A 12,383-nucleotide genomic window follows, 5' to 3' on the forward strand; every position below is an offset into this window, starting at 1 on the left:
AAGTTCCTAAAAAATACAGTATAAATAGAGGAATTCTTAACCCTAAAAATATTATATCATGACCATTTTCTATTTTTAACTATTTTCGTTTATAAAAATAGAATCTTACTAACGTTGCAAAATTTTAATTCGTTATCCGCTAATCAAATTGTTGATTCAATTCAAAACGGTAATATTACCGCATTGAGTAGAGCGATTACTTTGGTAGAGAGTACAAATCCAAAGCACCAAAACAAGGCAACTAAAATTCTTGAACAGTGCTATAAAATAAAAAATAACTCTTTAAGAATTGGAATTACAGGGGTGCCTGGTGTTGGCAAAAGCACTTTTATTGAGGCGCTTGGTAAATACTACTTAAAACTCAATAAAAAAATAGCAATATTGGCTGTTGATCCTTCTAGCACCTTACAAGGTGGAAGTATTTTAGGTGATAAAACTAGAATGGAAATACTTGCATCTAATAATGATGTTTTTATAAGGCCTTCTCCAGCCGGCAACACTTTAGGCGGTGTAGCTAGAAACACTAGAGAAGCCATTTTACTTTGTGAAACTGCTGGCTATGAAATTATAATTATAGAAACTGTTGGTGTTGGTCAATCTGAATGGGCAGTGCATAATATGGTTGACTTCTTTTTACTTCTCAAGCTTGCGAATGCGGGAGATGAACTTCAAGGAATTAAAAGAGGAATCATTGAAATGGCAGATGCCATTGTAATTAATAAGGCAGATGGAGTATTTGAAAAACAAGCCTTACTTGCCAAATTAGAATTTGAGAGAGCTTTACATTTATTTCCTCCAAAAGAAAATAATTGGACCCCTCAAGTAGCAACCTGTAGCGCGCTAAACAATAAAGGAATCGAACAAATTGCACTAATAATGGATAACTTTTTTAACTTGACTAAAAAGAATGAGTATTTTTGCACACGTAGAAATAAACAAGCTATTCAATGGTTTTTAGACACATTAAAGGAGGGTGCCTACCAGCACTTTCTAAATTCGAAAACAACTAAAAATCAAATAGAAAACGTAAAAAACAAAATTCAACAAAAAGAGTTACATCCGTTTATTGCTGCGAAGTATTTATTAAAAAACACCGCTGAATGACCTACCAATTTACAATAGTTGTTCCTGTCTATAATGAAGAGGACAATTTAAAACGTGTAGAAACTGAATTAACAGACTATTTAAAAATAGCATCAGTAAGGACAAAAATTTTATTTGTAAATGACGGAAGTAAGGATAAAAGCCAGCAATTGATTGAAGAAATATGTAGCAGAAACTTTGATTTCTCTTTTATCAGTTTTGAAAAAAACTGTGGCTTGAGTGCAGCTATAGCTGCTGGTTTTCAAGCAGTAGAGACTGAATTAGTTGGTTATATCGATTCTGATTTACAGACAGATCCAAAAGATTTCAATCTATTATTACAAGATATTCCAGAATATGATTTGGTAACGGGAGTGAGGGCAAATAGGAAAGATTCTTTTGTTAAAAATATAAGTTCTACAATTGCCAATGGCATCAGAAGAACGTTTACTTATGATGGTATGGACGATACGGGTTGTCCGCTTAAAGTAATCAAAACAAGTTACGCATCTAACATTCCTATGTTTAAAGGCTTACATCGTTTTTTGCCGGCTATGATTTTATTACAAAACGGTAAAATTAAACAAGTACCTGTAAGTCACTTTCCAAGAATTGCTGGAACAGCTAAATATGGTTTATGGAATCGTCTCCTTGGCCCACTCATGGACTGTTTTGCCTATTTATGGATGAAAAAGAAATACATTAATTATTCAATAGAAAAAAGAGGGTAATGAAAACCTGGATTGTTTTAAGCATTGGTTTTTTTGCCCAAATTTTATTTTCAGGTCGCTTATTGGTGCAATGGGCTTTATCTGAACGTGCTAAAAAAGTAGTTACCCCTGCCCTATTTTGGCAAATGAGTTTACTGGCCTCCTTACTACTTTTTATTTATGGATATTTACGTGACGACTTCTCAATAATGCTTGGACAAACGCTTACTTATTTTATTTATATAAGAAATTTGCATCTACAAGGTTCTTGGCAAAAAGCTCCTTTTTTTTTACGAACAATAATTATTGTTGTTCCAATAGCAATTGTTCTCTATGGATTTAACAATAACAAGATAGATGTTGCCAATTTATTTAGAAATGATGCCATACCTCTGTGGTTACTTATTTGGGGGTCTGCTGCTCAGATAATTTTTACATTGCGATTTGTTTACCAATGGCTTTATTCTGAAAAAAATAAAGAATCTTCATTACCTCTTGGTTTTTGGCTATTAAGCTTAATTGGTTCTTTGGCAATATTAGGCTATGCAATTGTAAGAAAAGACCCTGTACTATTTATTGGTCATTTATTTGGTAGCATTGTTTATGGTAGAAATATTATTCTCTTAAAAAAGTCAACATGATCAGTTTTATAGAAAAGTATCCTAAATCAAGTATATTTTTAATCTGTTTAATTTGTTTAATACCAAATTTAGATACACTGGTTGTTACCATAATGGAAGCTAGAAATTTTATTTCTGCAAGAGAAATGCTTACTGATAGTAATTGGATTCTTACAACTATGAATGGAGAACCTAGATATCAAAAACCTCCTTTACCGACTTGGCTAACGGCAATATCAGCCGCTCTATTTGGTATTAAAAGTGTTTTAGCCTATAGATTACCAGTTATTCTAATGGTACCATTTTCAGGAATATTTACCTATAAAATTACCAAGTTTATAACCAAGAACAATTTATTAAGTATTGTTAGTGCATTTGTATTAATCACCTCTTTTTACATTGTAGGTATCACAAATGAGGCTCCATGGGATTTATTTACTCACGGGTTTATGCTAGCAGGATTATTTTACTTGATATCTTATTTTAGAAATAATGGTAACCCTGTAACAAATATTTTTTTCTCATCAATTTTAATTGGGTTTTCTATCTTAAGTAAAGGTCCCGTTTCATTGTATGTGATGTTCTTACCTTTCTTGATTGCCTACTTTATAGTTTTAAAACCTACAAAATTCAAATCTAAAGTAGTTCCTTTTGTTGCCGTTATTATTGCAGCACTTATTATTGGTGGTTGGTGGTTTTTTTACGTTAGAATGGCAGACCCAGAAACTTTTTTAGCAATAACAGAAAGAGAGACTTCTAATTGGGGAAGTTATAATGTGAGGCCTTTTTATTACTACTGGAGTTTCTTTACCCAATCAGGTATTTGGACCATACTAGCATTGGGAAGCCTATTTTTTGGGTTTATAAAAAAATATGCATCAGATAGAAAATGGTATCGCTTTGCGTTTATTTGGACCATTGCAGCATTGATCTTACTTTCCGTTATACCAGAGAAAAAATCAAGATATTTAGTACCAGTTTTGTTTCCTTTATCTCTAACTATTGGCGTATACATAGAAAACATTATTTTACATTTTAACCAATTCAAAAAGCATCAAAAATTGCCAGTTAGAGCCCATTTTATTTTAATGATTGTGGTTTCTTTTGCCATACCAATTCTGTTATTTGTCGCATTTCGTGAGGTGTTTGATGGCTTATGGCTTTGGTTCATTCTTTTATCAATAAGTTGTTTTACAATTGGGTGGTATTTATTAAGCCAGTTTAGGCTAAGTAATTTTAAAAATGCCTTTTTTGCCAATGCAATACTGATGTTAAGCTTACTCTTGTTTGCAACGCCATTTACAAAAGCAACTTTCACAAATAAAAATTTTAAGAATATTGCTGAGCTATCATCAACAATAGAGCCTTCATTAGAAATTTTGAGCTATAGTTACAAGAATCTAACTCCAGAAATGATTTGGCACTATGGTAAAAAAATGCCAGTATTAAATTCTGTAGAAGAGATTGAATTAGTAAATGATGAGCGTTTTGGAATTTTCATTTCTGAAAATGACACAGATATTCTTACGCAAATTTCCAAAGATTATCTTGTTGAATTACATACCATTTTTGATATGAATTACACTAGTAAAGTTAGGAACAGGCTTATTGAAAATTATTACCTCGTAACAAAAAAACGTACTTTTGAATAAAATAAATCACATGGAAAAAATTGTTGTAACTCGTTTTGAAAAAATAGCCTTTGCTCTTATAACACTGGTATATGTTGGTGGAATTTATTTTTCTAATACGAACGAAGAATTCTTTTTAAAGAATTATGCTAACGAAGATGGCTTTGCAGAATACGGTACAGCCATTTTATTATTATGCATTAGCATACTATTGATTTCTAGAGTAATTAAAATTGGTAAATACAAGGGTATACTTTGGAAATTGGGGATACTAGGTATGGTTTTATTATTCTTTTTTGGTGCAGGAGAAGAAATTTCTTGGGGTCAGAGAATTTTTGGTATTGAATCTTCTGAATATTTTAAAGAAAATAACGCCCAGCAAGAAACGAATTTACATAATATGGTTGTTGGCGATACTAAAATAAATAAACTTGTTTTTAGTCAAATCCTAACCATTGTATTGGTTATTTATTTAATAATACTACCCATTTTATATAGAAAAGTTAAAGTAATAAAAAATCTAGTTAATAATTTTGCTGTACCTATAGCTCAATTACAACACATTCTTGCGTTCATTTTAGCAACCGGCTTTTTGGCCTTTATGCCTTCTAATAAAAAATGGGAATTATACGAATTAGCCTTTGCCGTAATTTTCTTACTTATTTACCTGTATCCCTACAATAAAGAGGTTTATAAACATTAATTACCAATCATATTTTTTAGCCATCCAATTGTATAATTTATACATTAGGTAGGCATATGAAGCTCCAATAAAAAAGCCAAATAAAACATCAAAAGGAAAGTGTACGCCCAAATAAATTCTGCTAAAACCTACCAAAACAGCAAACGCAATCAAACCATAAGGCAGGTAGCGTTCTGAGCTAGACAACAATAAACTACAGAATACGGCAATTACCACAGATGTTGACGCGTGCGCAGAGAAAAAGGCGTATTTACCACCACAGCTTGGTTTTACCAATCGAATCAAATCTTTAATTGACTCGTTGTGGCAAGGTCTTAAACGCTCAAAACCATACTTAAACAGATTTGATGTTTGATCTGACATTGCGATTAAAATACCAATAAATAATAAGGCAAAAAGAGCTTTTTTTGTACCTAGATGTTTAAACATAAAATAAAGTACAATACAGTACAATGGGATAGATGCCCATTTGGCTGACATAAACAACCAAAATCCATCCCATTGCTCTGTACCAAGATTATTGATAAAAATCAATAATTGAGTATCTATTTCAATAATGCGATCTAACACTATTTTGCTTCTGGTTTAAAAATTTGAATTTCAAAAATTAAATCAGACTTTGGAGCAATACCTGGTCTTCCTTGCTCACCATAAGCCAAGAAATAAGGAACGTGAGTAAATACTTTTCCACCATAATTTAATTGCTGAATAGCTTCTTTAAACCCTTGAATCAACTGACCTTCCATACTATATTTACCAGGAAATGGAGTGTACCCTCCTCTAACTTCTCTCTGTTGGTTATACGTTCCCCATTTTTGAGCAACTTCTTTAATATTGGTATCTAAAAGAGTACCATCCATATGATATACTTGGTAAGCAATTGTTATATCGGCATTAATTGCTGGTTTCTCTCCTGTACCTTCATCTAATACTATATATTTCAATTTAGACTCAGATTCTGTCATGTTAGTAGACAATTCATTTAATCTATTTACTATATCTTCTTTAAGCTTGTCTTCTTCTTCAAACATAGCGTTAAAAGTTGCTACAGCATCAAAAACTTTAGCTTCAGAACCTACTCTAATAATTTTAACATGAGAAATAATTGTATTCGCCACAATATTGTTCTGAACAACTTCTAAACCTTCAACAACCTCTCCAAAAATGCTATGTCTTCTATCTAAATGAGGACGTGCTGATAAGGTTATAAAAAATTGACTTCCATTGCCATTTGGACCAGCATTTGCCATCGATATTAAACCTGCTCTATCATGACTATATATTAAATTTCCTTCTTCATCTTCTGGAAATTCATCTTTAAATTTATATCCTGGATCTCCCATTCCTGTCCCAAAAGGGCAACCACCTTGAACCATAAAATCATCAGAATCTCCATTTGCTAAACTCATAACTCTGTGAAACTTTAATCCATCATAAAATGGCTTACCTGCATACTCTTCTGAAACTCTTGGATTTGTTCCTTCTGCCAATGTTACAAAGTTCGCAACAGTACTAGGCACATTCTTATAATCTAATTTTACAACAACCGGACTAAGTGCCCCAACGCTATCAACTACATTTTCAAACACAGCATATAAACCATCATCTAAATTGGTATACTTTTCATTTTTGCAGCTAATTCCTAAAACTAACACCATAGCTAATATGGCCAATTTCATAATTCTCATTATTCGTCTTTTTTATTTATTTCTATTAATTTAACGTAATATATCAAAGGTTGATTTATTCCTATTTTTTCTTGATCTCCGGCAAATCCATATGCTTGAAAAGAAGGGAAAATAAATTTAAACTCCTCTCCTGGTTGCATTAACTTTAAGCCATTCTGCAATCCGGACTCCTCCATTTCTTGCTTATCAATCGTATAAACTTGCAACCCTATTAATGATTTTCCGTAAATTAGTTGATTTTGCATCGAAAAAATCTCGTATTCAAACAAAACCTCGTCTCCAATAGTAGGTGTAGATCTTGATTCATTATTTTCATTAATTGACGCATACCAAAATCCTTGAGGAGAAATGGTGTAACTAATTAAACTATCTAACACAATGTATTCGCTTATCGCCTTAGTTTGAGCTTCATTTATCCTTTTATTAAGTGCAACTGAATTTTGAAAAAATGAATCAGAACGATGTGCAATAGGTCTTCTTGGCTTTGGCGAAGTACAACTCCATGCTACAAATATTAATATTAAAAGTAAAAATGCTTTAGACTTCGACATCACTATTTAATAATTGCACTTTATACATAGGTAGCAAATCTAAAAATTGTGTTACAGTATCAACCATAGAAATCTCAGTTCTACCACCAGCAGCATTATCATGACCTCCACCATTAAAATGGTTTCTTGCAAACTGATTCACTGAAAATGTTCCTTTAGAGCGCAAAGAAATTTTAATAATTCTTTGCTCAACATCTTCAATAAAAATTGCTGCAAAAATAACCCCCTCAACAGATAAAGCATAGTTTACAACACCTTCTGTATCTCCTTTCTGATAGTTAAATGCAACTAATTCGTCGCTTGTCAGAGTAATATAAGCAGTTTTAAACTCTGGAATAATTTTCATGTTCGACAAAGCCTTACCAAGTAATTGTATTCTATCATAAGAATTATTATCATAAACACTTGTATGAATTCTAGAGTTGTCAGCTCCTTTTTCAATAAGCTCAGCAATTATACGATGGGTTACAGATGTTGTTGAAGAAAATCTAAATGAACCTGTATCCGTCATTATACCTGTATACAAACAAGTCGCAATATCAGAATCAATTCTATCTGTAAGATTAAGCATATGAATAAAATTATACACCATCTCGCAAGTAGAACTCATAGAAGTATCCGAATAAATATATTCAGTTAGAGAATCTGGTTGTTGGTGGTGATCAATCATAATAAAAGTCCCCTCAAACTTTACTACTGTCTTCTCCATGTCAGTACCTAATCTGTGCAACGCATTAAAATCTAACAAGAAAACAATATCCGCGGATTTCAACGCTTTTTTAGACTGATTGTTTTGACGATCAAAAAATTTAATCGCTCCTTTCTCACTAGGTAACCATTTCAAAAATACCGGATAATCATTTGGCGCAACCACTGTAACATGATGCGACAATTTTAAGAAGTGATACATCGCTAAACTGGCTCCAATGGCATCGCCATCTGGGTTTTTATGCGGAATTATTACAATTTTTTTTGGCTTAGATAATAACGCCTTAACTTCTTTAATTTGGTCTTTTGTCATAAGCTGCGAATATACAACTTTAAATATTCTTCAGTTTATTTTTACGAGTGTATATTTGTCCAAAATCAACCATAAAATGAAATATATTATAATAACGATTTGTGCTTTAACAAGTTTAGTAAGTTGCTCAAAAAAAGAAGTCAAAACACCTTCAAAATTTACTATTGCATTTGGTTCTTGTAACAATCAAGATTTAGAAAATACACTGTGGCAAGAAATTGCTAAACACAACCCTGATGTATGGATTTGGGGAGGAGACAACGTATATGCCGATACGAAGGATATGAATGAAATGGAGGCGAAATATCAAAAACAAAAATCACATCCTCAATATGCCGAATTTATAAAATCTAGAACCGTTCTTGGTGTATGGGATGATCATGATTACGGAGTTAATGATGGCGGTGAGGAATTCGAAAAAAAAGTAGAAGCTCAACAACTTTTTCTAAATTTTTTCGATGTTCCTAAAAACGACGAAAGAAGAAACAGAGAGGGTACTTATCACAATGAAGTATTTAATGCTGGAGAATACAGTATTAACATTATTTTATTAGATACACGATATTTTAGAACTCCATTAAACAGAAATACAACTCCAGAAGATAGAAGCGTTTTTTATAAACGTTATTCACCAAATAAATATGGTGAAGGAACCTTATTAGGTTCTCAGCAATGGCAATGGTTAGAAAATACACTAGAAACCAATTCAACAGACTTTACAATAATTGTTTCGAGCATTCAGGTTTTATCTGGAGAGCATGGTTGGGAAACTTGGGCTAATATGCCACATGAAATTGACAAGCTTGAAAAGTTGCTTATAGAAACACAAACTAAAAATACAATTATCTTATCCGGAGACAGACACATTTCAGATTTCTCTAAAAACGAAGTTGAAGGTTTGCCTTATCCTGTTATTGATTTTACCAGTAGTGGTCTTACCCATTCAGCAACAATGAATAAAGGAGAACCTAACAAATACAGAATTGGAAATCTTGTAAATCAACCAAGTTACGGTTTGATTACTTTGAATTTAGATCGTAAAGAAGCTATAATGGAAATGCGCGGTGTGAAAGACAGCGTTCAACAAAACCACGTGCAAAAATATTAGCATTTAAATAACTTTTAAATTCAAAGAAAAAGCTAAATTTGCGCCGAGAAAAAATAAAACTATAAATGGCAACAAATAGAACATTTACAATGATTAAGCCTGATGCGATTGAGAACGGTCACATCGGTGCAATTTTAGAAAAAATCAATGCTTCAGGTTTTCGTATTGTAGCAATGAAAATGACACAAATGACAAAGGCTGATGCTGAAACTTTTTACGCTATTCACAACGAACGTCCATTTTTTGTTGAGTTAGTTGAATACATGACACGAGGACCTATTGTTGCAGCAATTTTAGAAAAAGAAAATGCTGTTGAAGACTTTAGAACATTAATTGGTGCCACAAACCCAGACGATGCCGCAGAAGGCACTATTAGAAAATTATATGCTACTTCTCTAGGTGAAAATGCCATTCATGGAAGTGATAGTGACGATAATGCTGCAATTGAGGGAGATTTTCATTTCGCAGGAAGACAGCAATTTTAAAAGAAATTTTTCAAATACATCGTTAAACCAACTTTTTTTGAGGTTGGTTTTTTCGTTTTTTAGCAAAGCATTCTTATATTTGCTTTACGTTCATTATTTTTTTATTAAACCAATTTAAAAACATGCCCCCCCATGAGTTTTAAAATCAATTACTTAGACAATTCAGTAATTGCTACTTTTGAAAAAGAAATAAAAAAAGATGAGTTAATTCATGCATTTGTAGAAATAATCGAAACTGTTAGAATTAGCAAACTTTCTAAAATAATTTATGACTGTACGGCCACCGAAAAGTATACGCCACCAATTGACTATTTGGAAAAACTTCAAATCGTTACTCAGTACACAAGCAGCTGGAATAGCAATGTAGATATTATTTGCGTTACAGCGCAGCCAGATTTGGCATCTATGGTTAAATCTATAATGAAACATCAAGACAAATTAGTTTGGAGTTATCACCTATATGAAAATATGGATGAAATTGAATTTTTAAACAATTTGACTGCAATATCAAAGTAAAGTAATTTTCTTAATAGCGATTTGACCTATTTCCTCGTTAATCATTGCTATTATTTTTTCTTTTCCATAGCTTAACTCTTCTCTAAGAACAGAGGATTTAAGTCTTACAGTTAAGGTTTGTTGGTTTAGGTCCAAAGATTCTGTATAACTGACAACTCCCGGTCCCATTAGTTTATCCCATGCTTCTTTAACAGAAAGTTCTAACATACCTTTAGTAAGTTTGTTCTCCTTTAAAACATCCTTCATCAAATCCTTTATACTAAAAGCTTCATTGTTCCTTCTTGCCATTACAATTCAAATATTTTATAGGGTTGATTAGTTCTCTTCACTACCTCTTCTGTTCGCTCTTTATGAGTGTCACTAATAAATAGCTGACCAAAAGTATCTTTATTCACCAAGTTAATAATTTGACCGACACGTGTGTCATCTAACTTATCAAATATATCATCTAGTAGAAGCAATGGCTTCATTGATGATTGTATTTTCAAAAATTCAAATTGAGCTAACTTAAGGGCAATCAAGAAAGATTTTTGTTGCCCTTGACTCCCAAACTTTTTAACTGGGTATCCTTCAATAGTAAACAATAAATCATCTTTATGTACACCTGCACTACTGTATTGCAGTACTCTATCTCGTTCTAATTGTTGTACCAACAAATCTAACATCTTCGCATCATGCAACTGAGATTTATAGGTAACTGCTACTTTCTCTTTACCACTGCTAATAGCGTTGTAACTCGCTTCAAAAATTTGTGAGAAATGTTCTAAAAACGTTACACGTTTTTCAAAAATCTCTTTCCCGTAATGCGCCATTTGCTCATTATACACCTCCAAATTAAGTGCATCAAATGTTCTATTGGCAGCAAAATATTTTAATAAGGTATTCCGCTGTGCCACTATATTATTATAGCTCAATAGAGCCTGTAAATAACTCTTATCAGATTGAGCAATTACACCATCTATAAATTTACGCCTTGTTTCGCTTCCTTCAATAATTAAATCTCTGTCCGCTGGAGAAATAATTACTAATGGTATAGAGCCAATATGATCTGCAAATCGCTCGTACTCCTTTCCATTTCTTTTTATAATCTTCTTTTGCCCTTTTTTTAAGCTACATAGCACTGTTTCTGTTTTATCATTAATGGTATAATTACCTTCAACTAAAAAAAATGCCTCTTCGTGCCTAATGTTCTGAGAAGCAATAGGATTAAAGTAACTTTTACCAAAAGACAAGTAATAAATCGCGTCTAGAACATTTGTTTTTCCAACGCCATTATTCCCTACAAAGCAGTTAATGGTATCTTGAAAATCAAAAGATTTCGACTCAAAATTCTTAAAGTTTACTAAACTCAAATTCTTTAAATGCATTGCTGTAATTCGGGTTGAAATAAGGAAGTGCAAATTATTAAAATTTTGCGATACATAGACTTTTACTTTACAATTAAAAATTATACTTTTGCGCCTACCAAAATTTTAAACCAAAGCATGGCAACGTATAAAAAGAGCGGAAATAAAGCGAAAGGAACAAAGCGTGAAAGAAAAGTAGTACAAGAACAAAGTGCTACTGCTGAAGTATTTAACACTCTTGATGAATCAGCTTCAAGATCTGAAGCTTGGGTCTTAAAAAATCAAAAAGCAATTTTTGGTTTAGTAGGATTAATTGTAGTTGGTATGATTGCATATATGGGCTACACTAAATACGTAGCAGATCCAGGAGAAAAAGTAGCTGCTGATGAATTGGCTTTCCCTAGAAAACATTTTAATCAAGCCTTAACTTCAACTGTTTCTGCAGATTCATTATACACGCTTGCATTAGATGGTGCAGATGGTAAATATGGATTTGTTGATATTGCTGACGAATACTCAGGTACAAGTGCTGGAAATTTAGCGAACTACTATGCAGGTATTTCATACTTAGCATTAAATCAATACGAAGAAGCAATTAGCTATTTAGAGAACTTTAGTTCAGATGATGCTAATTTAGGACCAATTGCTAAAGGAGCTATTGGAGACGCTTTTGCTAATTTAGAGCAATTAGAAGATGCTTTATCTTATTATGAAGCAGCTGCTAAATTAAAAGACAATTCATTTACTACTCCTTTATACTTATTTAAAGCCGGTAATACTGCTTTAGATTTGGGAGAAAGTAAAAAGGCATTAGGTTATTTTGAACAAATTCAAAATGATTACCCTAAGTCAAAAGAAGCTACAGATATAGCAATCTATATCAATAGAGCAAAATACGCTGAATAAGCACTAAAAAATACA

The 12,383-nt window shown here is 32.4% G+C and carries 15 protein-coding genes; 9 read left to right on the top strand and 6 right to left on the bottom strand.

Annotation, left to right across the window (positions count from 1 at the left end; translation table 11 throughout):
- Nucleotides 1-114: 114 nt before the first annotated feature.
- The 5 genes from meaB to ACYQ5R_RS10880 are packed head-to-tail and all read left to right on the top strand — an operon-like array spanning nucleotide 115 to nucleotide 4,747.
- Complete coding sequence (gene meaB, locus ACYQ5R_RS10860) at nucleotides 115-1,104, top strand: methylmalonyl Co-A mutase-associated GTPase MeaB (protein ID WP_460190966.1); 990 nt, start codon at nucleotides 115-117, stop codon at nucleotides 1,102-1,104.
- Nucleotides 1,101-1,814 (top strand): glycosyltransferase family 2 protein, encoded by a 714-nt coding sequence (locus ACYQ5R_RS10865; protein WP_460190967.1) that lies wholly within the window; start codon nucleotides 1,101-1,103, stop codon nucleotides 1,812-1,814. The genes meaB and ACYQ5R_RS10865 overlap by 4 nt, the downstream gene beginning before the upstream one ends.
- A complete protein-coding gene (locus ACYQ5R_RS10870; protein ID WP_460190968.1) occupies nucleotides 1,814-2,434 on the top strand; it encodes a lipid-A-disaccharide synthase N-terminal domain-containing protein in 621 nt (206 codons plus the stop codon). The genes ACYQ5R_RS10865 and ACYQ5R_RS10870 overlap by 1 nt, the downstream gene beginning before the upstream one ends.
- On the top strand, nucleotides 2,431-4,065 hold the full coding sequence (locus ACYQ5R_RS10875; protein ID WP_460190969.1) for an ArnT family glycosyltransferase: 1,635 nt from the start codon (nucleotides 2,431-2,433) through the stop codon (nucleotides 4,063-4,065). Before ACYQ5R_RS10870 ends, ACYQ5R_RS10875 begins: the two co-directional genes overlap by 4 nt.
- Before the next feature lie 10 nt (nucleotides 4,066-4,075).
- Nucleotides 4,076-4,747, top strand: coding sequence for a hypothetical protein (locus ACYQ5R_RS10880; RefSeq protein ID WP_460190970.1), 672 nt, complete (start codon nucleotides 4,076-4,078; stop codon nucleotides 4,745-4,747).
- On the opposite strand, the gene ACYQ5R_RS10885 is transcribed toward ACYQ5R_RS10880, so the two are convergent.
- From ACYQ5R_RS10885 to ACYQ5R_RS10900, 4 genes are read right to left on the bottom strand one after another with little or no spacing between them, the layout of a single operon-like run.
- Entirely contained in the window at nucleotides 4,748-5,317 is a 570-nt protein-coding gene (locus ACYQ5R_RS10885; protein WP_460190971.1) for a phosphatase PAP2 family protein, read from the bottom strand.
- Nucleotides 5,317-6,435, bottom strand: a complete 1,119-nt coding sequence (locus tag ACYQ5R_RS10890; protein ID WP_460190972.1) for a peptidylprolyl isomerase — start codon at nucleotides 6,433-6,435, stop codon at nucleotides 5,317-5,319. The genes ACYQ5R_RS10885 and ACYQ5R_RS10890 overlap by 1 nt, the downstream gene beginning before the upstream one ends.
- Nucleotides 6,435-6,986, bottom strand: a complete 552-nt coding sequence (gene gldI / locus ACYQ5R_RS10895) for a gliding motility-associated peptidyl-prolyl isomerase GldI (protein ID WP_460190973.1) — start codon at nucleotides 6,984-6,986, stop codon at nucleotides 6,435-6,437. The genes ACYQ5R_RS10890 and gldI overlap by 1 nt, the downstream gene beginning before the upstream one ends.
- Nucleotides 6,973-8,007 carry a DHH family phosphoesterase gene (locus ACYQ5R_RS10900; RefSeq protein WP_460190974.1) on the bottom strand — a complete coding sequence of 345 codons (1,035 nt, stop codon included), beginning with the start codon at nucleotides 8,005-8,007 and terminating at the stop codon, nucleotides 6,973-6,975. The genes gldI and ACYQ5R_RS10900 overlap by 14 nt, the downstream gene beginning before the upstream one ends.
- 76 nt (nucleotides 8,008-8,083) lie before the next feature.
- On the opposite strand from ACYQ5R_RS10900, the gene ACYQ5R_RS10905 reads away from it, so the two are divergent.
- The 3 genes from ACYQ5R_RS10905 (at nucleotide 8,084) to ACYQ5R_RS10915 (ending at nucleotide 10,116) form a co-directional block, all read left to right on the top strand.
- Nucleotides 8,084-9,115 carry an alkaline phosphatase D family protein gene (locus ACYQ5R_RS10905; RefSeq protein ID WP_460190975.1) on the top strand — a complete coding sequence of 344 codons (1,032 nt, stop codon included), beginning with the start codon at nucleotides 8,084-8,086 and terminating at the stop codon, nucleotides 9,113-9,115.
- A 65-nt stretch (nucleotides 9,116-9,180) separates the two neighbouring features.
- A complete protein-coding gene (locus tag ACYQ5R_RS10910; protein ID WP_460190976.1) occupies nucleotides 9,181-9,600 on the top strand; it encodes a nucleoside-diphosphate kinase in 420 nt (139 codons plus the stop codon).
- A 132-nt stretch (nucleotides 9,601-9,732) separates the two neighbouring features.
- Nucleotides 9,733-10,116: a hypothetical protein gene (locus ACYQ5R_RS10915; protein ID WP_460190977.1), complete on the top strand. Its 384-nt coding sequence runs from the start codon at nucleotides 9,733-9,735 to the stop codon at nucleotides 10,114-10,116.
- Here ACYQ5R_RS10915 and ACYQ5R_RS10920 read toward each other — a convergent pair.
- Both ACYQ5R_RS10920 and recF read right to left on the bottom strand, forming a co-directional pair.
- The gene (locus ACYQ5R_RS10920; protein ID WP_460190978.1) at nucleotides 10,108-10,404 is read right to left on the bottom strand and encodes a DciA family protein; all 297 of its coding nucleotides are present in this window, start codon (nucleotides 10,402-10,404) and stop codon (nucleotides 10,108-10,110) included. The genes ACYQ5R_RS10915 and ACYQ5R_RS10920 overlap by 9 nt on opposite strands.
- Nucleotides 10,404-11,483, bottom strand: a complete 1,080-nt coding sequence (recF, locus tag ACYQ5R_RS10925) for a DNA replication/repair protein RecF (RefSeq protein WP_460190979.1) — start codon at nucleotides 11,481-11,483, stop codon at nucleotides 10,404-10,406. Before recF ends, ACYQ5R_RS10920 begins: the two co-directional genes overlap by 1 nt.
- A 117-nt stretch (nucleotides 11,484-11,600) precedes the next feature.
- On the opposite strand from recF, the gene ACYQ5R_RS10930 reads away from it, so the two are divergent.
- Nucleotides 11,601-12,368, top strand: coding sequence for a tetratricopeptide repeat protein (locus ACYQ5R_RS10930; protein WP_460190980.1), 768 nt, complete (start codon nucleotides 11,601-11,603; stop codon nucleotides 12,366-12,368).
- Nucleotides 12,369-12,383 lie beyond the last annotated feature (15 nt).

The organism is Urechidicola sp. KH5 (assembly GCF_054661455.1).

What these genes read in the sequence shown, in the direction of transcription:
- ACYQ5R_RS10905 (WP_460190975.1), top strand. Translation starts at nt 8,084, where the DNA reads ATGAAATATATTATAATAACGATTTGTGCTTTAACAAGTTTAGTAAGT.
- ACYQ5R_RS10930 (WP_460190980.1), top strand. Translation starts at nt 11,601, where the DNA reads ATGGCAACGTATAAAAAGAGCGGAAATAAAGCGAAAGGAACAAAGCGT.
- ACYQ5R_RS10880 (WP_460190970.1), top strand. Translation starts at nt 4,076, where the DNA reads ATGGAAAAAATTGTTGTAACTCGTTTTGAAAAAATAGCCTTTGCTCTT.
- ACYQ5R_RS10910 (WP_460190976.1), top strand. Translation starts at nt 9,181, where the DNA reads ATGGCAACAAATAGAACATTTACAATGATTAAGCCTGATGCGATTGAG.
- ACYQ5R_RS10920 (WP_460190978.1), bottom strand. Translation starts at nt 10,404, where the DNA reads ATGGCAAGAAGGAACAATGAAGCTTTTAGTATAAAGGATTTGATGAAG.
- ACYQ5R_RS10870 (WP_460190968.1), top strand. Translation starts at nt 1,814, where the DNA reads ATGAAAACCTGGATTGTTTTAAGCATTGGTTTTTTTGCCCAAATTTTA.
- recF (WP_460190979.1), bottom strand. Translation starts at nt 11,483, where the DNA reads ATGCATTTAAAGAATTTGAGTTTAGTAAACTTTAAGAATTTTGAGTCG.
- ACYQ5R_RS10875 (WP_460190969.1), top strand. Translation starts at nt 2,431, where the DNA reads ATGATCAGTTTTATAGAAAAGTATCCTAAATCAAGTATATTTTTAATC.
- ACYQ5R_RS10890 (WP_460190972.1), bottom strand. Translation starts at nt 6,435, where the DNA reads ATGAGAATTATGAAATTGGCCATATTAGCTATGGTGTTAGTTTTAGGA.
- gldI (WP_460190973.1), bottom strand. Translation starts at nt 6,986, where the DNA reads ATGTCGAAGTCTAAAGCATTTTTACTTTTAATATTAATATTTGTAGCA.
- ACYQ5R_RS10915 (WP_460190977.1), top strand. Translation starts at nt 9,733, where the DNA reads ATGAGTTTTAAAATCAATTACTTAGACAATTCAGTAATTGCTACTTTT.
- ACYQ5R_RS10900 (WP_460190974.1), bottom strand. Translation starts at nt 8,007, where the DNA reads ATGACAAAAGACCAAATTAAAGAAGTTAAGGCGTTATTATCTAAGCCA.
- ACYQ5R_RS10865 (WP_460190967.1), top strand. Translation starts at nt 1,101, where the DNA reads ATGACCTACCAATTTACAATAGTTGTTCCTGTCTATAATGAAGAGGAC.